The sequence below is a fragment of the Promicromonospora sp. Populi genome, from assembly GCF_041081105.1.
Taxonomy (GTDB): Bacteria; Actinomycetota; Actinomycetes; order Actinomycetales; family Cellulomonadaceae; genus Promicromonospora.
Map to the genome: position 1 here is coordinate 3,986,512 of NZ_CP163528.1, position 26,040 is coordinate 4,012,551.

A 26,040-nucleotide genomic window follows, 5' to 3' on the forward strand; every position below is an offset into this window, starting at 1 on the left:
GAACCTCCGGTAGCGGTACGTGTGTCACAACACAATGCACCGAACCGTGATCCCAACGAGATCAGGCGACCGGTACCGTAGACGCCCACCCGACGCTGAGGGGCTCACATGGCACCGCTCGACCGCCGTAACTTTTTGGCAGGCGCCGCTGTGGTCGCGTTCGACCCGGCGACGTCGCGCTGGCTCACCAGCTTCCCGGAGGATGCCTCAGCGATCCGGGTCCCCCGTCTCGACGGCGAGCTGGTCACGGACGAGGAGTCGCTCACCGAGGCGGCCACCGACTACGGGCACCTGATCAATCGGCGCCCCCGGGCGGTGCTGCGCCCGGGTTCGGCCCTCGACGTCGTCACCATCGTGCGCTTCGCGAACGAGCACGGGCTCACGGTGGCCGCGCGCGGCCAGGGCCACTCGACGTTCGGCCAGGCGCAGGCCGACTGCGGCGTCGTGATCGACACCCGCACCCTGGCGACGATCCACGAGATCCTGCCCGACCGCGCTGTGGTTGACGCCGGTGTGCAGTGGCTGGATCTGATCCGCGCCTCCCTGGCCGACGGCGTCGCCCCGCCGGTCAGCACCGACTACCTCGCCCTGTCGGTGGGTGGCACGCTCAGCGTCGGCGGCATCGGCGGCGCCTCCCAGCACTTCGGGTTGCTGGTGGACAACACGCTCGAGCTGGAGGTGGTCACGGGCGACGGTCAGCTGGTGACCTGCTCCGCCGACCTGGAGCGCGACCTGTTCGAGGCGGTGCTCGGCGGCCTGGGGCAGTTCGCCGTCATCGTGCGGGCCACGGTCCAGCTGCGGGATGCCCCCACCATGGCCCGCATCTACACGTTGACGTACCCGCAGGTCACGGACCTGACCGCCGCCCAGCGCACCGTGCTGGCCGACGGCCGCTTCGACTACCTGGAGGGGCAGCTCGTCCCCACGGACGACGACGGCTTCGCCTTCGTCCTGGAGAGCGGCGTGTGGTTCACCACCCAGCCGCCCGACGACGACGTCCTGCTGGCCGGCCTCGATCCGTCGGGGCTGGACGTCGTCGACGTGCCCTATTTCGAGTGGCTGAACCGCATCTACGAGACCATGGAGCAGATCGAGGCGCTGCGGCTGCCCGGGCCGTGGCTCAACGTGTTCATCCCGGACGCGGCGACGGACGAGATCGTCTCGGAGCTCCTCAAGACGCTCACCCCCGCCGACGCCGGCGGCGTGGCCCTGCTGTATCCGACGACGCGGGCGCCGCTCACCCGGCCTCAGGTGCGGGTGCCCGACGGGCCAGTGTTCTTCCTGCTCGCGCTCCTGCGCGCGGTGAGCCCGCCGGACGACGCCGAGGCCGAGCGCCTGATCGCCGAGAACGACGCGCTGTACGCCCGGGTGCTCGCCGCAGGCGGCACCCAGTACCCGGTCAACGCCCTGCACCTGGACCCGGCCGACTGGAGAATCCACTACGGCGACCGCTGGCCGGCCGTCGTCCGCGCGAAGGACCGCTACGACCCGCGCCGGGTGCTCACGCCGGGGCAGGGTGTGTTCGAGGACGTCAGCAGAGCTGCTCGAACTCCTTGAGGCCCTCGACCGTCGAGGCGACGTCGAGCTCGATCTGCGTCGACTCGGCCAGGTCGAGCCCCTCCTGCAGCTGGAGGAACGGCACCCGGATCTTCTCGACCGGGCCCTGGAACTCCTCGGGCACGCGTGACTCCAGCCGCCCGAGCTCCACCGCCATGGCGTGCATCTGATCGGCGGCAGTGCCGTCGAGCCCGTCGCTCGCGCCGACGAGCGCGGTGCCGATCCGCTCCTCGAGCGTCGGGTCCCCGTGGACGTACATGGCCGCGCACGCCTGGTTCGTGTCCAGGGGAGCGTCGGGGTCGGGATTCGCTGAGGGCGAGGCACTCACGCTGCCCGACGGCGACCCGCTCGCCTCCGCGTCCGGCTCTCCTCCCGCGGAGCAACCGGTGAGCAGGACAAGCGTGGTGGCGACCGCAGCGAGCGCGCCGCACGCCCGGCGGCCGGCGGATGGGGTGGTGACAGGTCGGACCATGGCCCACATGAAATCATCCGGCGCCGAGAATCCGCGCATCCGGCGGGTTTCGCCCGGGTGGCCGAGACGGCGCCCTCGGGACCTGCCGGTGAACTGTCCCGGAACACTCCCGGAACTCGGGCCCTGCCCCTGGGAAGGCGCCCGGCAGCGGCCTAGCGTGGCGACTGAACCGCAGACCCGGAGGTCAGCATGGCCGTCGCCAGTCCCGCAGTCATCGCCCACCGTGGATATTCCGCGGTAGCCCCGCAGAACACGCTCGCCGCCATCGAGGCCGCGTGCCGCGCGGGCGCGGACGCCGTCGAGATCGATCTCCAGCCCACCGCCGACGGCGTGGGCGCCGTGATCCACGACGAGACCGTCGATGCCACCACCGACGGCACCGGCAAGGTCTCGGCCCTGACCTCGGACCAGGTGCTGCGGCTGGACGCCGGTGCGCGCTTCGCCCCCGCGTTCTCGGGCCAGCGCGTCCCCACGCTCGACGACGTGCTGGGCGTGCTCGCCCGCCACCCGGACACGGACCTGCTGCTCGAGCTCAAGGGCTCGTGGACCACCACGCAGGTCGAGCGGGTGGCCGCCACTATCGCCGCCGCCGGGTTCGACGACCGGGTCCTGGTGCAGAGCTTCTGGCCCGGCACGGTCGCCACGGTGCGCGACGTCGCCCCGCACCTGCCGGGCGGCCTGCTCGTCTCGTTCGACCCGCCGGGCCTGCTGCGGCTGTGCGAACGTCTCCGCGTCGTCGCGTGCAACCCTTCGGTCGCGATGGTGGCCGGCAGCCCGCGGCTGGTCTCGCGTCTGCACGCCGCCGGCCTGCGGGTCATGTCCTGGACGGCGAACGACCCGGCGGCGTGGACCACTCTCGTCTCCACCGACCACGGCGCGGGGGTCGACGCCGTCATCACCGACCGGCCGGAACGGCTCGCCGGCTGGCTCGCGGGGCGAACCGCCCACCTGGCGGCCCCGCCGGTCCTGGGCCGCGGCGGGATCCGGCTGCGGCGGCGCCGCGTACCGGCTCAACGCCTGGCCGCGGGCATCGTCTGACCCGAGTGCTACGTGCGGTGCAGCCAGCCGTGCAGCCGTCGAGTCACCCACGGCAGCACCCAGTACGCCATGATCGGCGTCAGGATCAGTGTCGAGATCAGCACCTTGAGCACGAGCGCCACGTCGTCCCAGCCCGGCACGAAGTAGGTGAACAGGGCGGTGAACAGCAGGTTCACCGGGAAGAACCCGAGCCAGATGCTCGTCGCCTGCTTCCACCGGGGCGGTACGACGACGGCGGCCACGTCAGCCGGCTCGTCGACACGGGCGGGGTCGTCGAACCAGCCCTCGATCCCCGTGCGCTGCTGGTAGCGCAGCTCCTCGACGAGGCCGGTGCCCTGCGCCAGCCACTCGCGGCGCTCGGCTGACTCCTCCCAGGCGGCGAGCCGGTCGGCGTCGGAGAAGCGATAGAGCATCTGCCAGTCGCGGGAACCCTCGGCGGCGCAGATCCAGCCCGAGCCGAGGAACCCGTCCCAGCGGTTGGCGAGGTTGACGCCCGCCTGCACCCAGCGGGTGACCTCGGGAACGTGGTCGGGGTTGACGACGCGGTGGATGGACACGGTCACGGGTTGTCCGGCGGGGATGGGCACGGGTCCGTTCGCGGCCTCAGCGTGATTGGCCATGCCCGAAGTCTCACTCATGGCCCGGCCCGCATCAATGTGAACGTGCACACCCCAGGTTGTCCTCCCTTCACGTCTACACCACGGTCTGCGCGCAGTATTTGTGAGGCACGCCTCCACGCAGGGGGTTCCATAACACTTGGACGACCGTTCAACATGGAACGTTGCCGCGTGGACCCATCCCCAGGGCTTTCGAGCCGGGTTCCTCGCGGCAACCGCCATGACCTCCGCGACTCGTCGCGAGCCGTGGCCTGACAGCAGCCGGAGCATTCGTCGCCGTCCGCCCGAGGGGCCCACCCCTCACGGTGTCGCGCATGCCCAGCCGTGGAACGGAAGTCCTTCAGTGCCCCAGACACCGAGCCCCCGCGCGCCGTACGCAGCGCGGCTTGTCCCTGCCCCCGAGCGTCGGGAGCGTCCTTGACGCGCGGCACTCACGCACTCGCCCCCCGTCGGACACGACGCCCGGGCGCACCAGGGGCCCATGCGGCCACCCCCGCCGCAGGACACGGCCCGCACCCCGGGCAGCTGATCCGGCGCTCGTCCCTCGTTCTCGCGGCAGCACTCACCACGGTTGCCCTGTCCACCACAGCGGCGGTCAGCCTCACCGGGAACGCCGGTACCACTGAAGGCGCGGCTGCCGCCGATCCCACCGCGCAGGCCGCGCCCGCCGTCGTCACCAGCCCGGTCATCACCGCCCCCGAGCTGCGGTCAGCCTCTGCGAAGGCAGTCGCCGTCCTGGCCGACGCCGACTACGTCACCCGCGAGGGCGACCTCAGCCGTGCGGAGCGCAAGCGCGTCCTCGCGGCCGCCAAGGACCTGCGGGCCATGGTCGATGCCGCCAGCGACACCGGCACCGCCGTCAGCCTGCGGCAGGCCGACGCCGCGTCCCGGAGCAGCGACCGCGCGTCGCTCGCCGATCGGGCCGCGGGCGCGACTGCCGAGGAGGCCACCGCCGAGGAGGCCACCGATTCTGCCGCCGAGTCCGCCGCTCTGGCGGACGGCGCCGAGCCGACGAACCTGGCGCCCAGCGCCCTCCCCGTCCTCGCCACCCCGCTCGCGGACTCGGTCGACGAGACCGCCAACGCGCAGGAAGCAGCCGCGGAAGGCGCCGCAGAAACGTCCGCCGCGGCGGCAGCGCCGTCGGCCGAGCGCATCGAGAAGGTGACGACGTCGCTCCAGCAGCTCATCACCGAGGCCGACGCGGACGCGGTCGTCTCCGTGAAGGCGGGCCCCACACCCGAGGAGCTCGCCGCCGCGAAGGAGGCAGCCGTCAAGGAGCGCAAGGCCAGTGCGGCCCGTGCCGCTGAGCGCGAGGCGGCCCAGGCCCGCGCGGCGGCCGAGGCGATGGCCGAGGCCGCCAAGAGCTATCCCAACGGTCAGATTCCGTCGAGCGTGCTCTGCGAGCTGAGCTGGGCGCCGGGCGAGCAGCTGCGGTGTGACGCCGCGGTCGCGCTCGAGGACCTGAACACCGCCTTCCGCGCCGAGTTCGGCCGGGACCTGGAGGTGTCCGACGGGTACCGCTCGTACGCGGAGCAGGTATCTGTCGCCGCAACCAGGGGCGGCCTGGCCGCCGTGCCCGGTACGTCGAACCACGGCTGGGGCCAGGCGGTCGACCTGTCCGGCGGCATCGAGTCGTTCGGCAGCGCCGAGCACAGCTGGATGGTCACCAACGCCGGGACGTACGGCTGGGAGCACCCGCTCTGGGCCCAGGCCGGCGGCACCAAGCCGGAGGCCTGGCACTGGGAGTACGGCACCACGTACTGACCGTGAGCTGACCTAGCCCCGGGCTGCGAAGCAGAGCTTCGCGGTCCGGGGCCCGTTCAGTCCCAGCCGAGCTCGTGCAGCCGGTCGTCGTCGATCCCGAAGTGGTGGGCGATCTCGTGGACCACGGTCACGGCCACCTCCTCGACGACGTCCTCGCGGGTCTCGCAGAACGCGAGCGTCGGATTGCGGAAGATCGTGATGCGGTCCGGGAGCGCGCCGGCCGCCCACATGTGGTCGCGCTCCGTCAGTGGCACGCCCTCGTAGAGCCCCAGCAGGTTCGGGTCGTCCGCGGGCGCGTCGTCCTCGACGAGCACCACCACGTTGTCCATCTGCGCCGCAAGATCCGGCGGAACGAGGTCCAGTCCCTCGCTGACAGCCGTCTCGAAGTCCTCCCGCGTCATCTCCACCACGCCCCCATCATCCCCGATGCGGGGCGGCTCGGGACCACCGGGTAAACCGTGCAGCGGACCCTCCGATCGTCTGTAGACTTGCCAGGTCCCAGCCCCCATCGTCTAGCGGCCTAGGACCCCGCCCTTTCACGGCGGTAGCACGGGTTCGAATCCCGTTGGGGGTACAGAGCGGTTCGTAAGAACCGTGGCTCGACCGCTGTGAGGCAGGTCATCGGTAAGGAGCCCGAATCTGATTTCAGATTCGGGCCCGCGGTGGGTTAGGATCCTCACGGTTCGAAACGAGCCCCCCGGTCGCGGGAAGCGTCCATGGCCCTGTAGCGCAGCTGGTTAGCGCGCCGCCCTGTCACGGCGGAGGTCGCGGGTTCAAGTCCCGTCAGGGTCGCGCGAGAGGCGCCCGGATTGTCGGTCTCGACTATCCGGGCGTTCGCGCTAGGGCTCTGTAGCTCAGTTGGTAGAGCGTTCGACTGAAAATCGAAAGGTCACCGGATCGACGCCGGTCGGAGCCACAGCGAAAAACCCCCGGGAACAATTGAGTTCCGGGGGTTTTTCCTTTGCTCCGACCCATCCAGCGGCGGCTCGAGGAACTAGAGCGCCACGTCCAGGATCCAAGCGCCGCCCAGGGCCAGCGCGCCCAGGGTGACCAGCAGGAACAGCCCTACCCAGAACAGGCCGGCCACCCCGGTCAGGCGGGCGAGCATGTCGGCGTCGGACGTGCGGGCGTGGCCGCGCGCACGCTGTATCTGCAGCTCGAACACCGGGCGCACGGCGCCCAGCAGGAGGAACCACGTCACGGCGTAGGCGACGGCGCTCTGCACGGCGGGCTCCAGGAACCAAGTGACGAACACGAGTGCGGTGCCGCTCACCAGGATCGACCAGAGACCGAACCAGTTGCGGATCTGCAGCAGCAGCAGTGCGAGCAGCACAACGAGCAGCCACAGCAGCCCCACTGCGTATCCCTGCCGCAGCAGCCAGGCGGCGCCGAGGCCGATGATGCCCGGCCCCACGTAGCCTGCGAACGCCGTGATGACCATGCCGGGGCCGCGGGGCTTGCCGCGCGAGACGGTCAGGCCGGAGGTGTCGGAGTGCAGCCGGATGCCCTCGAGCTTGCGGCCCGTGAGCAGGGCGCCCAGGCCGTGCGACGCCTCGTGGGCAATGGTGATGACGTGCCGCGTCACGTGCCACAGGGGGCGGAACAGCACAACGACCAGGGCGATCGCGCACATGCCGAGCACCATCAGGTTCGACGGCGGGTCGACCGGGGTGACCGCGTTGGTCCAGATGGTGCCCACCACGTCGCCGATGGCGGCGAACGGTCCGGCGGAGCTGGTCGCTGCGGGAATCATGCGCCACATAGAACCACACCGAACGTGACGTGCGCCGCAGCCAACGACGATCAGGACGTGACACAATAGGTGGTCGTGGGTGGCTTCAGCCGCCCGACGTCGTGGCCCCGGCCCGGGTTAGCACCCGCCGCCCGGTGTGAGCACGGCGGACCACCGGCGCAAGACGCGCCGCCACCGAGCCCGAGAGGCCCATCCCCCCTTGACTACCTTTGCTGACCTCGGTCTGTCCGCGCCCGTTCTGCGCGTTTTGACGGACCGCGGCATCACCTCGCCGTTCCCCATCCAGACGGCGTCCCTGCCGGACTCCCTCGCCGGCCGCGACGTGCTCGGCCGTGGCCGCACCGGCTCCGGCAAGACCCTCGCCTTCGCCCTGCCGGTCGTGACGCGCCTCGCGGCGTCCAGCGCTCGCTCGGCGTCGGCAGGACAGCCGCGCCGTGCGGCTGGTCGCCCCCGCGCCCTGATCCTGGCTCCCACGCGTGAGCTCGCCAACCAGATCGACGAGTCGATCGCGCCGCTGGCGCAGGCGCTCGGCCTGAAGACCACCACGATCTTTGGTGGCGTGGCGCAGTCGCGCCAGGTCACCGCGCTGAACGCGGGCGTCGACATCGTCATCGCCTGCCCCGGCCGGCTCGAGGACCTGCTCGGCCAGCGGCACCTGACGCTCGACGACGTCGAGATCACCGTGCTCGACGAGGCCGACCACATGGCCGACCTCGGGTTCCTGCCCGGCGTGAAGCGCATCCTCGACCGCACTGCCTCGAACACGCAGCGACTGCTGTTCTCGGCCACGCTCGACAACGGCGTGGACGTGCTGGTCAAGCGCTACCTGCACCAGCCCGTCACCCACTCCGTCGACGACGCCGCCGCGCCGCCGCCGCAGATGACGCACCACATCCTCGCCGTGGCCGACAAGGACGTGAAGAAGAACGTGGTGCACCAGCTCGCACAGGGCACCGGCCGCCGCATGCTGTTCACGCGGACCAAGCACCAGGCCAAGAAGCTCGCCAAGCAGCTCACCGCCGCGGGTGTGCCCGCCGTCGACCTGCATGGCAACCTCGGCCAGGGCGCGCGCGAGCGCAACCTCGCCGCGTTCTCGTCCGGTGACGTGCGGGTGCTGGTCGCGACCGACATCGCCGCGCGTGGCATCCACGTGGACGACGTCGAGCTCGTGGTGCACGTGGACCCGCCCGCCGAGCACAAGGCGTACCTGCACCGCTCCGGTCGGACGGCGCGTGCCGGTTCCGGCGGCGACGTCGTGACCATCATGCTGCCCGAGGAGCGCGGCGACGTGCGTGACCTGACCCGCAAGGCGAAGATCACCGCCCGCCCGCAGGACGTCCGCCCGGGCGATGCCACGGTGACCAGCCTGGTCGGGGAGGTCGCACCGTACGTGGAGTACGTGCCGCCGGCCCCGCAGCAGCAGGTTCGCCAGGGCCAGCCCCGCAGGCAGGGTGGGCGTTCGCGCACCGGCGGCCAGAGCACCGGTCAGGCCGGCCAGGGCGGCGGCCGCCAGGGCCAGCCGCGCACCCAGGGCGCAAGCCAGGGTGCAGGCCAGAGCACGGGTCAGTCGACGGGGCAGCGCTCGGCCGCGCGTCCGTCGTCCGGCGGCCGGCGTGCCGCTGACCACTTCCCGAGGACGGACAGCACCCCCCGTCGTCGGCGGGGCGGCCGTGGCCGTGGCGCGGGCAACCCGAACGCCTCTGCCGCTAGCTAGCGGTCGGTTTATCTCGACCGCGTAAGGCCTGCCGATCACCCCAGTGATCGGCAGGCCTTACGCGCGTCTTACGCCTTCTTATGCTGGGAACAGCGTGCTCTGACCGGGAGTTGCACTGCGCGGAGGTGTCGACATGACCTACAAGATTTCGAAGTCCGACCAGGAGTGGCGCGAGCAGCTCTCGTCCGACGAGTACGCGGTGCTGCGAAAGGCAGGCACGGAGCGGGCGTGGACGGGTGAGCTGCTCGACGAGAAGCGCACCGGCGTCTACCGGTGTCGCGCGTGTTCCGCCGAGCTGTTCCGGTCGGACACCAAGTTCGACTCGCACTGCGGCTGGCCGTCGTTCTACAGCCCGCTCGCGGGGGACTCGGTCGAGCTGATCGAGGACCGTTCGCTCGGCATGCTGCGCACCGAGGTGCGCTGCGCGACCTGCGGTTCCCACCTGGGGCACGTCTTCGACGACGCGCCGCAGACCCCGACCGGTGACCGGTTCTGCATGAACTCGGTGAGCCTCACGTTCGAGGAGAGCTGAGCTCGAGGAGAGCTGACCAGAGGCAGAGCGGTTCAGCGACCGCTCTGCTTCCACGCCACGATGTCGGCCGAGTAGCGGTTCAGGAGCTGGGCCAGCTGGGCGACGTCTTCGGTCTCCCAGGTGGCCAGCGCGCCCTCCAGCATGGCGAGCCGGCGGGTGCGCGCCCGCTCGAAGCGAGCCGCGCCGTCCGGGGTCAGGGTGATCCGCTGACCGCGGCTGTCGTCGGGGTCGACCGTGCGCTCGACGAGGCCGAGCTCGAACAGCCGGCTGAGCTGCCGCGAGACCGTGGCTCGTCCGACGCCGAAGAACGTCGCGAGGTCCGAGCCGCGCGCGCCGGGCCGCTCCGCGATGTGCGCCAGGAGCGGGTAGGCGCTCGCGTCGAGCTCGGGGTGGACCCGCCGGGCGATCGACGCACCGTTGGACTGTGCGCGGCGGATCACCAGCCGTAGCTCGCGTTCCAGGCCCTCGAACGGCCCCTGCTCGGGCGCGTTGTCTTCGGCCGTGTCGTCGTCGGCGTCCTTGCCTACAGCGACACGACCGACCGACGTGTCCGTGCTGGACCTGTCTGTATTCGGGACCATGCGCCCATGATGACGTGTCTGGCGCACCCAGCACAGCCCGCGGGCCACAAATCCCCCGTGACAGGGGTAGCGGCCCGCGGGGCGGTCAGACCTCTGCGGTCTCGAGGTCCTTGAGCTGGTCGATGCCCGACCGGTTCCCCAGCGGCACCTCCTTGATGAGGGAGACGCAGATCAGGGCCACCACGGCGAGGGGGACCGCCGCGAGGAAGATGTCCGCGATGCCGTTCGCGTACGCCTTCTCGACGACCTCGACCAGGAGCGTCGGGAGCGTCGTGAGGTCGGGCAGCGTGCCGCCTGCGGACTGGAGCGCGGACGGGTCGATCCCCTGCTCGGCGAGCTGCGGGGCGGCGGCCGTGATGCCGTCCGTCAGCCCGACCTGCACGCGGTGCCCGAGGATGGCGCCGAGTGCGGAGACGCCGATCGCGCCACCGAGCGACCGGAAGAACGCCACGGTGGACGTGCCCGAGCCCGAGTCCTTGATGTCCAGGGTGTTCTGCGTGGCCAGCACCATGTTCTGCATCAGCATGCCGACGCCGGCGCCCAGGACGAACAGGTAGATCGACACAAGCACGAACGACGTCTGGTAGTCGAGCGTGGAGAGGAGCAGCAGGCCCCCGGTCAGGAGCACACCGCCGACGACCATGTACGGCTTGTACCGACCGGTCTTGGAGATCAGCTGCCCGGCGACCGAGGACGACAGGAACAGGCCGACGACCATCGGGATGGTGTACAGGCCGGACTCCGTGGGAGTCATGCCACGCGAGAGCTGCATGTACTGGCTGAGGAACACCGACGAGCCGAACATCGCAACACCCACGGCGACCGAGCCGATGACGGCGAGCACCAGGGTCCGGTTCTTGAACAGGTACATCGGGATGAGCGGGTTCTTCACCCGTAGCTCGACGAGCACCGCGATCGCGAGGACTGCTAGCGAGCCGCCGACCATGACCGCCGTCTGCCAGGAGAGCCAGTCGTACTCGGTGCCCGCGAAGGTGATCCACAGCAGCAGGGTCGCGATACCGGCCGAGATCAGCGTGGCGCCGATGACGTCGATCTTCGCGGAGCTGCGCGGGCGCTTCGGGAGCTTGAGCGTCATCTGCAGCACGATGATCGAGGCCACCGCGAACGGCAGACCGACGAAGAAGTTCCAGCGCCAGTTGAGGGCGTCCGTGAGGAAGCCGCCCAGGATCGGGCCGCCGACCATCCCGACACCCATGATCGAGCCCATCAGGCCCATGTACCGCCCGCGCTGCCGCGGGCTGATGATGTCGGCGAGCAGCACGGCGGCCAGCGCCTGCAGGCCGCCGGCGCTGATGCCCTGGAAGGCGCGGAACGTGATGAGCTGGCCGACGTCCTGCGAGAACCCGGCGGCCGCGGCCGACAGCACGGAGATGACCAGGGCGATCTGGATCAGCGTCTTGCGGTTGGTGATGTCCGCGAGCTTGCCCCAGATCGGGGTTGAGATCGTCGAGGTCAGCAGGGTGGCGGTCACGACCCACGTGAAGGACGACTGGCTGCCCTCGAGGTCGGTGATGATCCTCGGCAGCGATGACGAGACGACCGACATCGCTAGGACCGAGACGAACATGCCGAGCAGGATCCCGGACAGCGCCCGCAGCACCTCGCTGTGGGTCATGGCGGGCGGCTCGCCCTGGAGGTGGTCGGGCTCGATCACGAGGGACTGGGTGCTAGGGCTGGTCATGCAGGCTCCTGCCGGTTCTGGGGGCGATCGCGGAGCGCGGCGTCCGTATTGATGGTGTCGACGAGGCGGTCGAGCAGCTGGGTCGCTGCGGCTAGCTCCTCGGGTGACCAGGCGGCGAACGCCCGGTCGATCAGGTCCGCGTACTGCTCACGGACCTCGGCCGCCAGCGCGCGCCCGGCGTCGCTCAGCTCGACGGTGCGAACCCTGCGGTCCTCGGCGTCGACCGTGCGCACGACGTATCCGCCGTCGACCAGCGTGCTCACCTGGCGGCTCGCGACGGAGATGTCGACCCGCAGGTGGCTGGCGATGTCCGTCAGGGAGACCGGGCCGCACTTGGTGAGCAGGTGCACCACGGCTATCCCGGACCGCGGCCAGCCGAGCACGTGGGCGACCCGGGCAGCCGCCTCCCGTTGCGCACGCGAGAGGCTCTGGAGCGCGGAGATCAGGGCGACGGCCGGCGCATCGGTGCCGGCCGTGGTCTGGCTCAGTGGAGTAGTCATCACGCCTCGTATTTGATTGCTTAGAGCAACCATATCGGAATGGTTGCCGCATGCAAGCGTTTTCGGGGAGCGGTTCGAGATCCGCCGTGTGATCTGTACAACACGGTGGCGGGCGCACAAGAACGGCGCCGCTCCCTGGTGGTGAGAGCGGCGCCGTCGGCTGTCGGACGGGCGGAGGCGTCAGGCGGCGCGGGACCCCTCGCCCATGTCCTCCAGCTCCATGCCCCTGGTCTCGCGCACCTTGGTGAGCACGAAGAAGAAGCTCAAGCCCGCGAAGATCGCGTACATCAGGTACGGCACGGCGGCGCCGAAGGCGGCCAGCATCGGCGGGAACGTCATGGTGATCGCGAAGTTGGCGATCCACTGCATGGCCGCGGCGACCCCGAGAGCGGCGGCCCGGATGCGGTTGGGGAACATCTCGCCGAGCAGCACCCAGACGAGCGGGCCCCACGAGGCGCCGAAGAAGACGACGAACGCGTTGGCGCAGATCAGGGCAACCACACCCCAGGTCCCGCTGAGCTGGATGTCGCTGCCCGAGCCGGTGGCCTGGGTGAAGGCGATGGCCATGAGGCCCAGCGAGACGGTCATTCCCGCGGAGCCGATGAGCAGGAGCGGGCGCCGGCCCACCTTGTCGATGAGCGCGATGGCGATGAACGTGACAGCGACGTTGGTGATCGACGTGATGGTGGAGACCAGGAACGCCTGGCTCTCGTCGAACCCGACGGCCTGCCAGAGCGTCGTCGAGTAGTAGAAGATCACGTTGATGCCGACGAACTGCTGGAACACGGACAGCAGGATGCCTACCCAGACGATCGGCTTGAGGCCCAGTGCGCTGCCCCTCAGCGAGCCCGCGGAAGCGTTGGCCTCGTCGGTCGCGATGCTGTGGTGGATCTGGGCGAGGCGGTCGTCGACGTCCTCGTCGGGACCGAGCACGCTCGTCAGGACGGCGCGCGCCTCGTCGTCGCGACCCCTGGCGGCGAGATAGCGGGGCGACTCCGGGATGCGCAGGGCGAGGATCCCGTAGACGGCGGCCGGGACGACCGCCACGATGAACATCCAGCGCCACGCCTCCCACCCGAGCCACAGCACGTTGGCGGCGCCGCCGGCCGACTCGGCGAGGATCTGGTCCGAGAGCAGCGCGGCGAAGATACCCACGGTGATGGCGAGCTGCTGCAGCGAGCCGAGCCGGCCGCGCATGGCAGCGGGCGCGATCTCGGCGATGTACGCGGGGGCGATGACGGACGCGATGCCGATGCCCACGCCGGCCAGGAACCGCCAGATGCCGAGGTCCCAGGCGGAGAACGCGATGGCGGACAGGATCGACGACACGAAGAAGAGGATGGCGCCGAGCACCATGACGTTGGTGCGGCCCCAGCGATCGGCCAGCCGCCCGCCGGCCCACGCGCCGAGCGCGCAGCCGAGCAGCGCGATCGCGACCACTATGCCGGTGACCGACGGGTCGAGGGCGAACTGGCCCTCGATGGCATTCACCGCACCGTTGATCACGGAGCTGTCGAAGCCGAACAAGAAGCCGCCCACCGCTGCGGCGAGGGCGAGGGCCGTCGCCTTGCGATGGGCGGATCGTGCGGTGGCGTTCGGAGCCGAGGGTGAAATGCTCATACGATCGATGCTAGGTCAGTAGCGGCCAGAGCGCCCAGGTCGCCAGCGCGGCCACCAGCGCCGCGGCCGGGATGGTCAGTACCCAGGCGACGGCGATGTTCTTCGCCACGCCCCAGCGCACGGCGGAGAGCCTGCGGGTGGCGCCCACGCCCATGATTGCCGAGGTGATCGTGTGGGTCGTGGAGACCGGCGCGTGCAGCGCGAACGCGTTGACGTAGAGCACGAGTGCCGAGACGGACTCCGCCACGAAGCCACGAGCCGGGTCGAGCTCGATGATCTTGCGGCCGAGCGTGCGCATGATGCGCCAGCCGCCCGAGTAGGTGCCCGCGGAGATGGCTGCGGCGGCGCACAGCTTTACCCAAAGCGGGATGCCGGTAGCAGGGTTGGCCCAGCCCACGGTCAGCAGCGCCAGGTAGATGACGCCCATCGTCTTCTGTGCGTCCTGCAGGCCGTGGCCCAGGGCCATCGCGGCGGCGGACGCCGTCTGCGCGATCCGGAACCGGCGGTGCGCCTTGGCCGGCGCAGCGTTCCGGAAGATCCACATGATGGCGATCATCACCGCGAAGGCGAGGCCGAAGCCCACGAGCGGCGAGATGATCATGGGCAGCACCACCTTGTCCACGATCGCGGACCAGTACACGCTCATGCCGCCCGCGATCCCGGCGCCGACCAGGCCGCCGATGAGGGCGTGCGTGGAGGACGACGGGAGCCCGAACCACCAGGTGATGAGGTTCCAGGTGATCGCGCCGAGCAGTGCGCACAGCACGACGGTGAGCTCGGCGTGCGTGTCGGCGCCCGAGAGGTTGACGATCGAGGTGGCGATGGTCTCGGCGACCTCGGTGCCCAGCAGGGCGCCGGCGAAGTTCATCACTGCCGCCATGAGGAGTGCGACGCGCGGGGTCAGCGCCCTGGTCGACACCGACGTGGCTATCGCGTTGGCGGCGTCGTGGAAGCCGTTGGTGTAGTCGAAGCTCAGGGCGAGCGCCACCACCAGGACGACGAGGGCGACCTCCAACTCAGGACTCCTTGAGGGCGATGGTCTCGACCATGTTCGCCACCTTCTCGAAGCTGTCCGCGGCGTTCTCGAGCACCTCGACGATCTCCTTCAGCTTCATGAGCTGGACCGGGTCGTTCGCCAGGTCGTCGAAGAGCTGGGCGATGAGCTTGCGGTGCAGCTTGTCCGCCTGGTTCTCCAGCCGGTTCACCTCGACCCAGTAGTCGGCGAGCTTGTTCATCGAGCGCAGGCGGGGCATCGCCTCGGCCGTCAGCTCCGCGCACCGCTGGAGCACCTGGACCTGTTCGGACACGCGGTCCGGCAGGCCCTCGACCTTGTACAGGACGATGAGGTCCGCGGCCTCGTCCATCTCGTCCATGCAGTCGTCCAGCGCCGACGCCAGGCCGGAGATGTCCTCCCGGTCGAATGGCGTGACGAAGGTCTGGTTGAGGCGGCGCATGATCGAGTGCGTGGCATCGTCGGCGAGATGTTCGACGTCGTGCATCTCGTCGGCGAGCTTCTCCCGGCCGGCCCGGTCGGCGCCGAGCAGCTCCGCCAGCAGGGACGAACCCCGGACGAGGTGCTGGGCCAGGTCGGCAAGAAGATCGAAGTACGTTGTGTCGCGCGGAGTAAGGCGCACGAAGGCTCCCGTTCTGAGGGCTCTGGAACAGGCTTCAGCGTAGGGCTGTTGCCGACCAGTGCCAATTTGCGAGGTTGCACTTTGGTAACCCGTGACGAAGCGCACAGGCGCCTGGGCAGCGCTTGGCCGACGGCTTCGTCGGCCGGGAGCGGGAAGTATGGGCGACGCCGAACCGGGAGCGCCTCTCGGCGCGGGGCCGCTCGAAGCGGCTTGAGATGGAGCCCGGGGCTTCCGCAGCCCGGCGTCGCTTGCACCATCATAATGGCGTGCGCGGATCTGCCAAGGGGGTCGGACGTCACAGGGTCCGCGGACGGCGCGCTGTTGACACGGCCCGAGCTACTCGAGCGAGCCGCTGCGCCACAGGTCTCCGGCCCGTTCCAGCTCCTCAGCGGTACGCAGCAGGGAGCTGGCGCTGCGCGTCATCCGGGTCGCGCCGGTGGGGTCCGCGACCTCGCGGGAGTCCGCGTCGAACGCGGCTCCGGTCGACAGGATGCGGCAGAACGCACCGGCCCGTTCGAGCGCGACGGCGAGGTCGCCGGTGAAGACGCCGGACAGGACGGCGTCGGCCAGGATCTGCAGGTCGCCGGGCTCCGGGGGGCTCGGCACGCCGGCCACGGCCTCCTGGACGGGGGCGGCTTCCACACCGAGCCGATACCTGAGCATGACGGTCGGCATATCGCGGCGCACCCACTCACGCAGCACGTACAGCCGCCAGAGCGAGCCGGGCAGGGACACGGGGGCGGCGTCCGCCCACAGGCCGGCAACGGTGTCCAGGCCCTCGTTCTCTACCAGGTGGATGAGCCGCTCCACGACCGCCGGGTCCTCGGTGGTGCGAGCGCGGTCCACGAGGGCACGGGCCGTCGTGTGCGCTACCTCGTCGCGCCGGGCAGGGTCCACTTCGCCCGGGAGCGCGTCGGCGTCCCGGGGGTCCAGCATGGCTGGACGCCTTGGCGGTCGTTGGTCGCTGCTCATGGTGACCGATAGTGCGCCGAAATGAAACGTGTGTCCACCTCTCGGCCAGCTCTCTGCTGGTCGAGAGGGTCACCAGACCTGCGGACTCACCTTCTCGGTGGCCACCACCCGCGGTCCGGAAGGGGGGTCGGCGACGTGCGCGACCAGCACCTCGCCGGGCTCGAGGAACGGGTCGAGGGTAGGCAGACCGTTCGCCACTGCGCGCGACGCGCTCTGGCCCAGCACGTCCAGCACCGTGGGCAGGACCGGGCGGTGGGTGCAGAGCACCGACGACTCGGTGGTCTCCTCCAGCAGCTCGCGGACCGTGGCGGCGACGCGCGACGGCAGCCGCTCGTGCTGCGCCTCGGTGAGGTATTCGCTGTAGCTCGGCCGCAGGCCCGCGGCCCGAACGTACGGGTCGATGGTCGTGGCGCACCGCTCCCACCGGGAGCTGATGACGTGCTCGACGCCGTAGGCCGCCAGCACCGGGACCAGCGCCGCCGCCTGCCCGTGCCCGAGCGGGGTGAGCGGGCGGTCGCGTTCCGAGCCGTGCCACGCCGTGCGCGGTACGGCTCGGCCGTGGCGCGCGATGACGAGCGTGCGGGTGACGAGCAGGCCCTCGGCCTCGGTGGCGACCAGGGCGTCCAGCGGCGCACGGTCGGAGGTCCGGGTAAGGCGGCGCGCCGCCTCGTCCACGCCCAGCCACTCCGTCCGGTCCACCTCGTCACGGTCGAGCGGAGCCACCGGTGCGCGCGCCGCGAGTGCCGCCGTGTCGTGTCCCTTGCGGGCGCGGCGGGACGCCCAGTAGTGCACGCGCTTCACGCGGCCGTCGGGCGTGAGGTACTGCAGGCCGGGCAGGGGGCGGCCGAGGATGATCTCTTTGCCGGTCTCCTCGGTGACCTCGCGGATCGCGGCACCCTGGAAGGACTCCCCGGCTTCGAGCTTGCCCTTCGGCCAGGACCAGTCGTCGTACCGGGGGCGGTGCACCAGCTGCACCTGGAGCTCACCACCACGACGGCGCCAGACGAGCCCCCCGGCCGTCATCACGACCGGGGTGTGCGATCCCGCAGGGGGAGAGTCCGCCGTCGTCGTACCCGTGCCCACCACCGATGATCGCCTGCTCGTCACCGGACCGGCTCGAGCCGGCGCCGCTGCCGCTGGATCAGGACTGCCTGCAGGTCGCGGAGGCCGTTGCCGTCCGGGCCCGACGACGGCCGCTCCCACCGGCCGTCCGGCAGGAGGTGCCACGAGGCCGTGGTGTCGGCCATGGACTCGTCCAGGAGGCCGAGGATCTCGCCCACGTGGTTGGGGTCGGAGATCCGGATGAGCGTCTCGACACGGCGGTCCAGGTTGCGGTGCATCAGGTCAGCGGAGCCGATGAACACCTCGGGGCCGGACTCCGGGCCCTCCGCGATGGCCGGGCCCGCCGAGTTGGCGAACGCGAAGAGCCGCGAGTGCTCCAGGAAGCGGCCGAGGATGGACCGCACCCGGATGTTCTCACTGAGGCCCGGGATGCCTACCCGGATGGCGCAGATGCCGCGCACCACGAGGTCGACCTGCACGCCGGCCTGCGAGGCGCGGTACAGGGCGTCGATCACCGTCTCGTCGACCACCGAGTTGATCTTCATCTTGACCCACGCCTCGTGGCCGGCCCGAGCCGCCGTCGCCTCGCGCTCGATGCGCTCGACCAGGCCCGAGCGCACGGCCCGCGGCGCGACCAGCAGGCGGTGGAACGTCGACTTCGGGGCGTACCCAGAGAGCTGGTTGAACAGGCGGGTCAGGTCCTGGCCCACGTCGGGGTCGCAGGTGAGCAGCCCGTGGTCCGTGTACAACCGCGCGGTCTTGGGGTGGTAGTTGCCCGTGCCGACGTGGCAGTAGCGCAGCAGCGAACCGTCGGGCTCCTGGCGCACCACCAGCGACAGCTTGCAGTGCGTCTTGAGGCCCACGATCCCGTAGACCACGTGCACGCCCGCCTCCTCGAGCTTGCGCGCCCAGGAGATGTTGGCCTCCTCGTCGAACCGCGCCTTGATCTCCACCAGGGCCAGGACCTGCTTGCCGGCCTCGGCGGCGTCGATCAGCGCGTCCACGATGGGCGAGTCGCCCGACGTCCGGTACAGCGTCTGCTTGATCGCCAGCACGTTCGGGTCGGCCGCGGCCTGCTCCAGGAACGTCTGCACGCTCGTGGAGAAGCTGTCGTAGGGGTGGTGCAGCAGGATGTCGCGACGGCGGATCGCGGCGAAGACGTCCGTCGGCTTGGAGCTCTCCACCTCCGCGAGGTGCCGGTGCGTGGACGGCACGAAGGGCGGGTAGTGCAGGGAGCTCAGGTCGAGGTCCGCGATGAGGTTGAGGCCCGTGAGGTCCAGCAGCGCGGGCAGCTCGTACACCTCGTCGCTCTTGACCCCCAGCTCCCGGACGATCAGGTCCCGGATGCGGGGGCTGATGTCCTTGGCGATCTCCAGGCGTACCGGCGGGCCGAACCGGCGCCGCAGGAGCTCCTTCTCCATGGCCTGGAGCAGGTTCTCGGCGTCGTCCTCCTCGACGTCCACGTCCTCGTTGCGGGTGACGCGGAACGTGTGGTTCTCCCGCACCTCCATCCCGGGGAACAGGTAGTCGAGGTGCTGCGCGATGACCTCTTCCAGCGGCACGAAGGAGAGCGGTCCGCGCTGCGGGTCGGCCTTCTTGGTGCCGGGGCGGCGGGGCTTGCCCGACGCGTCCACGGCGATGAAGCGCGGCAGCAGCGGCGGCACCTTGACGCGAGCGAAGTGTTCCTTGCCCGTCGCCGGGTTAGCCACCACCACCGCGAGATTCAGGCTCAGCCCCGAGATGTAGGGGAACGGGTGGGCCGGGTCGACCGCCAGCGGCGTCAGCACCGGGAAGATCTGCTTGCGGAAGAACTTGTGCAGCCGCTCCTGCTCCTTGGTGTCCAGCTCACCCCAGTGCACCAGCGTGATGCCCTCGGCGGCCAGCGCGGGCTGCACCTCGTCCTCGAACACCCGCGCGTGCCGCCCCATGAGGGAGTGCGCCTCGTCCGAGATACGGGACAACGCCTGGCGCGGGCTGAGGCCGGACGCGCTCGTCACCGCGATGCCCGTGGCGATTCGGCGCTGCAGACCGGCCACCCGCACCATGAAGAACTCGTCCAGGTTGGACGCGAAGATCGCCAGGAACCGGACGCGCTCCAGCAGCGGGATCCGCGGGTCCTCGGCGAGCTCCAGCACCCGCTGGTTGAACGCGAGCCAGCTCAGCTCGCGGTCCGCGAACCGGTCCAGCGGTAGCGCCGCGCCCAGCAGCGGGTCGAGCAGGCTGGTGCCGCTCGGGCTCTCCGCGATGTGCTCGGCGATGTGCGCGGCCAGGCTCGCGTCCAGGCCGTACGGATCCATGATGTCGTCCGCCGACGCGCCGTCCTGTACCGGGGCTGTTCGCCGGGCCTTCGCGACCGCCGCCGCGACGACGGCTGCCGCGGCGGTGTCGACGGGCTCGTCGGCCGGGTGCTCGGCGGGCTGCTCGACCGGGCTCGCGGGCGCCTTCGCCGCGGGCTGCTCGACTGGCTTGTCGAGCGGCTTCCCGGCGTGATCACCATCGCCGTCAGGCCTGCCGTTCACGGGCTCTGCGGTTGCCGTGCGGGGGCTCTGCTTCATGAATCGGCCGTTCCTGTCCCGGGTCCTGACGGAGGTGTTCGCGGCGCTGTCCTTCATGTGGTTCATGGTGTCACCGTTCGGTACACAGCGGGTAACGCGCTCGGAGAGCGTTCGTCACGGGCGGGCGTACTGGACGTGTACGGCGGCCCGGGTGAACCCGGCCCGCTCGTACGTGGCCAGAGCGGGTGCGTTGTCGCCTTCCACGTACAGCACGGCGCGCGCCGCACCGGTGCGGGTGAGGTGCGCCAGCCCGACGTCGGTCATCAGGCGGCCCAGCCCCTTGCCCTGATGGTCCGGGTCGACGCCGAGCGCGTAGATCTCGCCGTCCCGCGCATCGTCCGGCTGACCTGGCTCCGTCTTGGTCCACTGGAACGCGGCGGGGTCGGGGTTGTTCTCGGGAGCTGTCTCGGGACCTGCGTCCGGACCTGCGTCGGGAACCAGGAGGAAGAAGCCCTCCGGGTCGAACCACGGCTCGCCCTGGCGGGCACGCAGGTCGTCGAGCGTCATCCGGCCCTGCTCCGGATGGGTAGCGAACGCGCGGGCGTTGACGCGCAGCCACGCGTCGTCGTCGGCCCCGGGGCGGAACGTGCGCAGGCGGTAGCCGGCGGGTGCCTCCGGGAGCCGGGGGGAGTCTGCTGCGTCGCTCGACGCGGCCGCGTCGAGCGGGCGGGTGAGGAAGAGAAGCTCGCGCACCGGGCTGAGACCCGCCGCCCGGGCGAACCCGCGGGCGGACTCCAGGTCGCCGTGCGCCCAGACGCGCAGGTGCTTGCCGTGCTGGCCCGGCTCGCCCGACCTGGACGGGAGCGTGGCGTCGCGCTCCGCGGTCCGCAGGAGCACACGGCCGTGGCCATTGCGGCGGTGGTCCGGGTGGATCACGAGCTCGGCGCTCGCGGTCTCGCCCGAGCGGTCGATCTGCACGTAGCCGATCGTGCTGCCGAACTTGCTGTGCGCGACGACGTGCGTGAGCCACTCCGCGTCCGTGCCCAGGTGGAGCAGGGGTTGCTCGGAGAGCGGCGCTACGCCGTCGTGCGCCTCGGCGGCCGCGGCCAGGTCGCGGACAGCCTGCTGGGTGTTGGTATCGAGCGGGCCGATCTCGATGGGGGCAGCGATGCGCATGGACTCATCCTCTCCCGTCCGCCATCCCCTCTCGTCGAGTGCCGGCTGTCTGCTGGGGTCTGGTGCGTCGACCCAACGGACAGCCAGCACTCAACGGGAGGGGAGCGGGTCAGTCCTCCGAGGCGGCCGTCGGGGCCTGGAGGCCCGCCGTGATCAGGTCCATAACCGAGGAGTCGGCGAGGGTCGTGGCGTCGCCCACCTTCCGGTCCTCGGCGACGTCGCGCAGCAGGCGGCGCATGATCTTGCCGGACCGGGTCTTGGGCAGCTCCGGCACCACGAGGATCTTCTTCGGCTTCGCGATGGGGCCGATCTCCTTGCCCACGTGGTCGCGCAGCTCCTTCTGCACCTCGGCGGCGCCCTCCGGCGTCGAGGCCCGGCTCGCGTGGCTGCCGCGCAGGATCACGAACGCAACGACTGCCTGGCCGGTGGTCTCGTCAGCAGCGCCGACAACGGCGGCCTCCGCCACGATCGGGTTCGACACCAGGGCCGACTCGATCTCGGTGGTGGACAGGCGGTGGCCGGACACGTTCATGACGTCGTCCACGCGCCCAAGCAGCCAGATGTCGCCGTCCTCGTCCTTCTTGGCGCCGTCGCCCGCGAAGTACAGGCCCTCGAACCGCGACCAGTACGTCTCCTTGTAGCGCTCCAGGTCGCCCCAGATGCCGCGGAGCATGGACGGCCACGGCTCGGACAGGACGAGGTAGCCGCCACCGCCGTCGGGCACGGGCTTCGCCTCGTCGTCGACGACGGTCGCCGCGATGCCCGGCAGCGGGACCTGCGCCGAACCGGGCTTTGCCGCGGTGACGCCCGGGAGCGGGCTGATCATGATCGCGCCGGTCTCGGTCTGCCACCACGTGTCGACGATCGGGGTGCGGTCGCCGCCGATGACCCGGCGGTACCACATCCACGCCTCCGGGTTGATGGGCTCACCCACCGAGCCGAGCACCCGCAGGGAGGAGAGGTCGAACCCGCCGGGGATCTCGTCGCCCCACTTCATGCACGTGCGGATCGCGGTGGGCGCCGTGTACAGGATGGAGACCTTGTACTTCTCGATGAGCTCCCACCAGCGGCCGCGGTGCGGGGTGTCGGGTGTGCCCTCGTAGATGACCTGCGTCGCGCCGTTCACGAGCGGCCCGTAGACCACGTAGGAGTGACCGGTGACCCAGCCGACGTCGGCGGTGCACCAGTAGACGTCGGTCTCCGGCTTCAGGTCGAAGACGTTCTTGTGCGTGAACGCCGCCTGCGTGAGGTACCCGCCGGTGGTGTGCAGGATGCCCTTCGGCTTCCCGGTGGTGCCGCTCGTGTACAGGATGAACAGCGGGTGCTCCGCCTCGACGGCGACCGGCTCGTGCTGGTCCGACGCGGCAGCAAGGGCCTCGTGCCACCAGACGTCGCGGCCCTCGATCCACTCCACGTCCTGCTCGGTGCGCCGCACGACCAGCACCTTCTGCACGGTCGTCGCCTCGGCGCCCTCCTTGGGGGCGAGCGCCTCGTCGACGGCGGGCTTGAGGGCCGACGGCGCGCCACGGCGGTACCCGCCGTCGGCGGTGATCACGAGCTTGGCCTCGGCGTCGGCGATCCGGCTGCGCAGGGCGTCGGCGGAGAAGCCGCCGAAGACCACGGAGTGCGGGGCGCCGATCCGGGCACAGGCCAGCATGGCGACCACGGACTCGACGAGCATCGGCAGGTAGATGACCACGCGATCACCGGTACCGACCCCCAGCGCGGTCAGGGCGTTCGCCGCGCGGGACACCTCCTGCTGCAGGTCCGCGTACGTCACCGTGCGGGTGTCGCCCGGCTCGCCCTCGAAGTGGATGGCCACCCGGTCCCCGTTGCCGGCCTCGACGTGCCGGTCCACCGCGTTGTACGCGGCGTTCAGCGTGCCGTCCGCGAACCAGCGGGCGACCGGAGCGCCGCTCCAGTCGAGCGTCTCCGTGAACGGGGTCTTCCAGGTCACGAGCTCTCGAGCCTGCTCGGCCCAGAACTCGGGGCGGTTGGCAGCAGCCTTCTCGTACAGGTCGGCCCCCGCGTTCGCCTGAGCCGCGAACTCCGCACTGGGCGGAAAGCTCCGGGTCTCGTGCAGAAGATTCTCGAGGCTGGGGCCGGCTGCCGGGTCCGACGTCGGGTTGGTGTCTGTCACGGTGACCTCCGGTGCGCGTCTTCGCGATCGTTCGGGCAAGTACATGGGCCTGCCATGACGTTCTCTCTGGTCGGTGAGTGTAGTCCCGGACGGTGACACCCCTCACAATCCGGTGCCGCTCCTGAGACGGCTGGGCTCTCGCCGCGGAATGACCCGGTCATCGACCACGTTGCGGGCTGACGTGAGCCTTCTCTTCGAACCGATCGCCCTCCGCGACCTGGCAGTCCCCAACCGCGCGTGGCTGTCGCCGATGTGCGAGTACTCCGCGGTCGACGGCGTCCCGAACGACTGGCACCTGGTCCATCTCGGAGCACGCGCCGCGGGCGGTTTCGGGCTCGTCCTGACCGAGGCCACCGCCGTCGTGCCCGAGGGACGGATCTCCCTGCAGGACACGGGCCTCTGGAACGACGACCAGACCGCCGCATGGAAGCGCATCGTCGACTTCGTGCACGAGCGCGGGGCGCGCATCGGCATCCAGCTCGCCCACGCGGGGCGCAAGGCGTCCACCTTCCGCCCGTGGTCGCCCGTGCACGGCACGGTCCCGGTGTCCGACGGCGGCTGGCTCACCCTTGGCCCGTCGGCCTCGCCGTACCCGGGATTCGACAGCCCGGCCGAGATGACGCCCGCGCAGGTGGCGGACGTTCCCGAGCAGTTCGCGGCGGCAGCGCGCCGGGCACGCGAGGCCGGGTTCGACGCGGTCGAGATCCACGCCGCGCACGGCTACCTGCTGCACCAGTTCCTGTCGCCGCTCGCGAACTTCCGCGACGACGAGTACGGCGCGACGCCGGACGGGCGCTCGCGGCTGGTCGAGGAGACGGTGGCGGCGGTGCGGGCAGCATGGCCGGACGAGCTGCCCGTGCTGGTGCGGCTCTCCGCGACCGACTGGCTCCCCGAAGGCCTAGGGGTGGACGAAGTCGCCGCGGTCGCCGGCCGCCTCGGTGCGCTCGGCGCAGACCTGATCGACGTCTCGACGGGCGGCTTGGCACCGGCGAAGATCGCCGTCGGGCCTGGTTACCAGGTGCCGTACGCGCGTCGGGTGCGTGACGTGTCCGGGCTGCCGGTGAGCGCGGTCGGGCTCATCAGCGAGCCGGCGCAGGCCGAGCAGGTCCTCGTGGAGGGTTCGGCGGACGCTGTCCTGCTCGGCCGCGAGGCGCTGCGCGACCCGTACTGGCCCTTGCGCGCGGCGCACACGCTGGGCGAGCAGATCGGCACTCAGCCCGTGGATTCCGGAGTGGGGACACAGCCGCAGTACTCGCGTGCCAGGTGGCGATGACCTGCAGGCGATGACTTGCGATGGTGGCCGGCGGATTCACGGCCGATGGTGTTTCAAGCCCGGGGAATGTGGGGCGCGGTGATTCTTTTCCGCCCGGCGTGCATTCCGCGAAACGATTCGCCGTGCGGCCGGGCTCCTCGCGCCATCCGATCTTGATTCGGAAGAGCGAGGGCCCGGCCACTGCGGTGGCGAGATCTCGACCTGCGAGTACGGAATCCGGGAGCATCCTCAAGCCGGGTTCCGCTCTCACCAGCTGGCGGGGTGACCGTGCAACGTCGCTCGCTGTCGATCCGGCCTAGGCCTTCACAACCCCAGGGCACGGTCCCTTCCGCCCTGAATTCTTGCTGTGAACACAATCACACTGCCTTCTGCAAACAAAAGCAACCTGAACGCAGTGATCTTCACAATTGCCAATTCCTGTCATGAGACCAATTGGCTGGGAAACATTCGGCCTTGCCAAGACTTGACCTGATGTGGCGGTTCGGTCGACCTCAGCGGCGCCGGGCACGGCGTCGGGCAGCGCGCCAGACCAGCCAGACCGTGACACCCACCGCTATGGCCCCGACCACCGCGATGACCGGGATGGGCTCGATGCGCGGCCGGAGGGCGATCGGTCGCGTGAAGGCGAGGACGCCCCAGCCCGACTGCGCGGCCCGTCGCTTCAGAGCACGGTCCGGGTTGACCACGTAGGAGTTGCCGACCGCCGCCAGCATCGGGGCGTCCGTGATGGAGTCGGAGTAGGCAAAGCTCAGTGCGAGGTCATAGCCCTCACGCGCCGCCAGCCGGCGCATACCTACTGCCTTGTTGTCGCCGTAGTTGTAGAAGTCGATCTTGCCGGTGAACCGGCCGTCCTGGACCGACATCTGCGTGGAGAGCACGTGGTCCGCGCCGAGCACGGCGGCGATCGGTTCCACCAGCACTGCGGCCGACGCCGAGACCACAACCACGTCGCGGCCGGCGGCGTGATGCTCGTCGATGAGCTCGACCGCCTCCGCGTAGACATAGGGGTCGATGAGCTCGTGCACCGTCTGCGTCACGATTCGCCGGACCTTTTCCACGTCCCAGCCCGTGACGAGCGACGACAGGTGCGCGCGCATCCGTTCCGTCTGGTCGGCGTCGGCATTGCCGATCATGAAGACGAAATGGGCGTAGGCGCTGCGCAGCACGTCGGCGTGCGACAGCAGCCCGCCAGCGAGGAACGGCTTGGAGAAAGCCGCCGAAGAGCTGGTGGCGATGATCGTCTTGTCGAGGTCGAAGAACGCGGCCGTTCGCGGGGCGCGCGACAACGGTCGGGTGGCGGTCTGGGGAACCTGCTCGGTCACCCGATGAGCCTAACGGGGCAGCCCGCCGCTGGTGGGTTCTCGCGGTGGTGTCCCACGACTCGAATGAAACTCGTCCGCACGGACGGCAGACCCTGTCGACGGCGGTACGGGCCACC

22 protein-coding genes and 3 tRNA genes are annotated in these 26,040 nt (G+C 70.5%); 9 read left to right on the forward strand and 16 right to left on the reverse strand.

The features are described 5' to 3' along the window. Positions 1-108 precede the first annotated feature (108 nt). On the forward strand, positions 109-1,557 hold the full coding sequence (locus AB1046_RS18035; protein ID WP_369370672.1) for an FAD-binding protein: 1,449 nt from the start codon (positions 109-111) through the stop codon (positions 1,555-1,557). Here the strand turns inward: AB1046_RS18035 and AB1046_RS18040 are convergent. Beyond that, positions 1,532-2,029 (reverse strand): hypothetical protein, encoded by a 498-nt coding sequence (locus AB1046_RS18040; protein ID WP_369370673.1) that lies wholly within the window; start codon positions 2,027-2,029, stop codon positions 1,532-1,534. The two genes, AB1046_RS18035 and AB1046_RS18040, sit on opposite strands and share 26 nt — an antisense overlap. Positions 2,030-2,218: 189 nt before the next feature. Between AB1046_RS18040 and AB1046_RS18045 the strand changes: the two genes are divergently transcribed. Then, on the forward strand, positions 2,219-3,067 hold the full coding sequence (locus AB1046_RS18045) for a glycerophosphodiester phosphodiesterase (RefSeq protein ID WP_369370674.1): 849 nt from the start codon (positions 2,219-2,221) through the stop codon (positions 3,065-3,067). A gap of 8 nt (positions 3,068-3,075) precedes the next feature. On the opposite strand, the gene AB1046_RS18050 is transcribed toward AB1046_RS18045, so the two are convergent. Beyond that, a complete protein-coding gene (locus AB1046_RS18050) occupies positions 3,076-3,687 on the reverse strand; it encodes an antibiotic biosynthesis monooxygenase (protein ID WP_369370675.1) in 612 nt (203 codons plus the stop codon). 414 nt (positions 3,688-4,101) lie between these two features. Here AB1046_RS18050 and AB1046_RS18055 point away from each other — a divergent pair, with 414 nt between their 5' ends. After that, positions 4,102-5,448 carry a D-alanyl-D-alanine carboxypeptidase family protein gene (locus AB1046_RS18055; RefSeq protein ID WP_369370676.1) on the forward strand — a complete coding sequence of 449 codons (1,347 nt, stop codon included), beginning with the start codon at positions 4,102-4,104 and terminating at the stop codon, positions 5,446-5,448. A gap of 56 nt (positions 5,449-5,504) precedes the next feature. Here AB1046_RS18055 and AB1046_RS18060 read toward each other — a convergent pair whose 3' ends face one another. Further along, the gene (locus tag AB1046_RS18060; RefSeq protein ID WP_369375760.1) at positions 5,505-5,849 is read right to left on the reverse strand and encodes a metallopeptidase family protein; all 345 of its coding nucleotides are present in this window, start codon (positions 5,847-5,849) and stop codon (positions 5,505-5,507) included. 100 nt (positions 5,850-5,949) lie between these two features. Here AB1046_RS18060 and AB1046_RS18065 point away from each other — a divergent pair. The 3 genes from AB1046_RS18065 (at position 5,950) to AB1046_RS18075 (ending at position 6,364) form a co-directional block, all read left to right on the forward strand. After that, positions 5,950-6,022: transfer RNA gene (locus AB1046_RS18065), tRNA-Glu, on the forward strand. A gap of 144 nt (positions 6,023-6,166) precedes the next feature. Further along, a tRNA-Asp gene (locus AB1046_RS18070) sits at positions 6,167-6,240 on the forward strand. A gap of 51 nt (positions 6,241-6,291) precedes the next feature. Next, positions 6,292-6,364 (forward strand) — tRNA-Phe (locus tag AB1046_RS18075). Between the two features lie 78 nt (positions 6,365-6,442). On the opposite strand, the gene AB1046_RS18080 is transcribed toward AB1046_RS18075, so the two are convergent. Continuing rightward, complete coding sequence (locus AB1046_RS18080; RefSeq protein ID WP_369370677.1) at positions 6,443-7,210, reverse strand: M50 family metallopeptidase; 768 nt, start codon at positions 7,208-7,210, stop codon at positions 6,443-6,445. Positions 7,211-7,400: 190 nt separating this feature from the next. Here AB1046_RS18080 and AB1046_RS18085 point away from each other — a divergent pair, with 190 nt between their 5' ends. Continuing rightward, positions 7,401-8,915, forward strand: a complete 1,515-nt coding sequence (locus AB1046_RS18085; RefSeq protein WP_369370678.1) for a DEAD/DEAH box helicase — start codon at positions 7,401-7,403, stop codon at positions 8,913-8,915. A gap of 133 nt (positions 8,916-9,048) precedes the next feature. Continuing rightward, positions 9,049-9,447: a peptide-methionine (R)-S-oxide reductase MsrB gene (gene msrB, locus AB1046_RS18090; RefSeq protein ID WP_369370679.1), complete on the forward strand. Its 399-nt coding sequence runs from the start codon at positions 9,049-9,051 to the stop codon at positions 9,445-9,447. A 32-nt stretch (positions 9,448-9,479) separates the two neighbouring features. On the opposite strand, the gene AB1046_RS18095 is transcribed toward msrB, so the two are convergent. From AB1046_RS18095 to acs, 11 genes are all read right to left on the reverse strand, one after another. Continuing rightward, positions 9,480-10,028: a MarR family winged helix-turn-helix transcriptional regulator gene (locus AB1046_RS18095; protein ID WP_369370680.1), complete on the reverse strand. Its 549-nt coding sequence runs from the start codon at positions 10,026-10,028 to the stop codon at positions 9,480-9,482. Positions 10,029-10,113: 85 nt separating this feature from the next. Beyond that, on the reverse strand, positions 10,114-11,730 hold the full coding sequence (locus AB1046_RS18100) for a DHA2 family efflux MFS transporter permease subunit (protein ID WP_369370681.1): 1,617 nt from the start codon (positions 11,728-11,730) through the stop codon (positions 10,114-10,116). Next, positions 11,727-12,230, reverse strand: coding sequence for a MarR family winged helix-turn-helix transcriptional regulator (locus AB1046_RS18105; protein WP_369370682.1), 504 nt, complete (start codon positions 12,228-12,230; stop codon positions 11,727-11,729). The genes AB1046_RS18100 and AB1046_RS18105 overlap by 4 nt, the downstream gene beginning before the upstream one ends. A 180-nt stretch (positions 12,231-12,410) precedes the next feature. Then, a complete protein-coding gene (locus AB1046_RS18110; protein WP_369370683.1) occupies positions 12,411-13,850 on the reverse strand; it encodes a sugar porter family MFS transporter in 1,440 nt (479 codons plus the stop codon). Between the two features lie 10 nt (positions 13,851-13,860). After that, positions 13,861-14,865 carry an anion permease gene (locus AB1046_RS18115; protein WP_369370684.1) on the reverse strand — a complete coding sequence of 335 codons (1,005 nt, stop codon included), beginning with the start codon at positions 14,863-14,865 and terminating at the stop codon, positions 13,861-13,863. Position 14,866: 1 nt separating this feature from the next. Further along, the gene (locus AB1046_RS18120) at positions 14,867-15,484 is read right to left on the reverse strand and encodes a DUF47 domain-containing protein (RefSeq protein WP_369370685.1); all 618 of its coding nucleotides are present in this window, start codon (positions 15,482-15,484) and stop codon (positions 14,867-14,869) included. A gap of 336 nt (positions 15,485-15,820) precedes the next feature. Further along, on the reverse strand, positions 15,821-16,420 hold the full coding sequence (locus AB1046_RS18125; RefSeq protein ID WP_369370686.1) for a hypothetical protein: 600 nt from the start codon (positions 16,418-16,420) through the stop codon (positions 15,821-15,823). Positions 16,421-16,525: 105 nt separating this feature from the next. Next, positions 16,526-17,479, reverse strand: a complete 954-nt coding sequence (locus tag AB1046_RS18130) for an NUDIX domain-containing protein (protein ID WP_369375762.1) — start codon at positions 17,477-17,479, stop codon at positions 16,526-16,528. A gap of 80 nt (positions 17,480-17,559) precedes the next feature. Beyond that, a complete protein-coding gene (locus AB1046_RS18135) occupies positions 17,560-19,815 on the reverse strand; it encodes an RNA degradosome polyphosphate kinase (protein ID WP_369375763.1) in 2,256 nt (751 codons plus the stop codon). A 372-nt stretch (positions 19,816-20,187) separates the two neighbouring features. After that, positions 20,188-21,189, reverse strand: a complete 1,002-nt coding sequence (gene mshD / locus AB1046_RS18140; RefSeq protein WP_369370687.1) for a mycothiol synthase — start codon at positions 21,187-21,189, stop codon at positions 20,188-20,190. A gap of 109 nt (positions 21,190-21,298) precedes the next feature. After that, positions 21,299-23,329 (reverse strand): acetate--CoA ligase, encoded by a 2,031-nt coding sequence (gene acs / locus AB1046_RS18145; RefSeq protein WP_369370688.1) that lies wholly within the window; start codon positions 23,327-23,329, stop codon positions 21,299-21,301. Positions 23,330-23,510: 181 nt separating this feature from the next. On the opposite strand from acs, the gene AB1046_RS18150 reads away from it, so the two are divergent. Further along, positions 23,511-24,602, forward strand: a complete 1,092-nt coding sequence (locus tag AB1046_RS18150; RefSeq protein ID WP_369370689.1) for an NADH:flavin oxidoreductase/NADH oxidase — start codon at positions 23,511-23,513, stop codon at positions 24,600-24,602. A gap of 491 nt (positions 24,603-25,093) precedes the next feature. Here AB1046_RS18150 and AB1046_RS18155 read toward each other — a convergent pair whose 3' ends face one another. After that, positions 25,094-25,924: an HAD family hydrolase gene (locus tag AB1046_RS18155; RefSeq protein WP_369370690.1), complete on the reverse strand. Its 831-nt coding sequence runs from the start codon at positions 25,922-25,924 to the stop codon at positions 25,094-25,096. Positions 25,925-26,040 lie beyond the last annotated feature (116 nt).

Excerpts from the sequence above, each read along its gene's own strand:
- AB1046_RS18100 (WP_369370681.1), bottom strand. The coding sequence starts at position 11,730 with ATGACCAGCCCTAGCACCCAGTCCCTCGTGATCGAGCCCGACCACCTC.
- mshD (WP_369370687.1), bottom strand. The coding sequence starts at position 21,189 with ATGCGCATCGCTGCCCCCATCGAGATCGGCCCGCTCGATACCAACACC.
- AB1046_RS18060 (WP_369375760.1), bottom strand. The coding sequence starts at position 5,849 with ATGACGCGGGAGGACTTCGAGACGGCTGTCAGCGAGGGACTGGACCTC.
- AB1046_RS18110 (WP_369370683.1), bottom strand. The coding sequence starts at position 13,850 with ATGAGCATTTCACCCTCGGCTCCGAACGCCACCGCACGATCCGCCCAT.
- AB1046_RS18130 (WP_369375762.1), bottom strand. The coding sequence starts at position 17,479 with ATGACGGCCGGGGGGCTCGTCTGGCGCCGTCGTGGTGGTGAGCTCCAG.
- AB1046_RS18045 (WP_369370674.1), top strand. The coding sequence starts at position 2,219 with ATGGCCGTCGCCAGTCCCGCAGTCATCGCCCACCGTGGATATTCCGCG.
- AB1046_RS18050 (WP_369370675.1), bottom strand. The coding sequence starts at position 3,687 with ATGGCCAATCACGCTGAGGCCGCGAACGGACCCGTGCCCATCCCCGCC.
- AB1046_RS18135 (WP_369375763.1), bottom strand. The coding sequence starts at position 19,815 with ATGGATCCGTACGGCCTGGACGCGAGCCTGGCCGCGCACATCGCCGAG.
- AB1046_RS18105 (WP_369370682.1), bottom strand. The coding sequence starts at position 12,230 with ATGACTACTCCACTGAGCCAGACCACGGCCGGCACCGATGCGCCGGCC.
- msrB (WP_369370679.1), top strand. The coding sequence starts at position 9,049 with ATGACCTACAAGATTTCGAAGTCCGACCAGGAGTGGCGCGAGCAGCTC.
- AB1046_RS18035 (WP_369370672.1), top strand. The coding sequence starts at position 109 with ATGGCACCGCTCGACCGCCGTAACTTTTTGGCAGGCGCCGCTGTGGTC.
- AB1046_RS18125 (WP_369370686.1), bottom strand. The coding sequence starts at position 16,420 with ATGCTGGACCCCCGGGACGCCGACGCGCTCCCGGGCGAAGTGGACCCT.
- AB1046_RS18040 (WP_369370673.1), bottom strand. The coding sequence starts at position 2,029 with ATGGTCCGACCTGTCACCACCCCATCCGCCGGCCGCCGGGCGTGCGGC.
- AB1046_RS18080 (WP_369370677.1), bottom strand. The coding sequence starts at position 7,210 with ATGTGGCGCATGATTCCCGCAGCGACCAGCTCCGCCGGACCGTTCGCC.
- AB1046_RS18095 (WP_369370680.1), bottom strand. The coding sequence starts at position 10,028 with ATGGTCCCGAATACAGACAGGTCCAGCACGGACACGTCGGTCGGTCGT.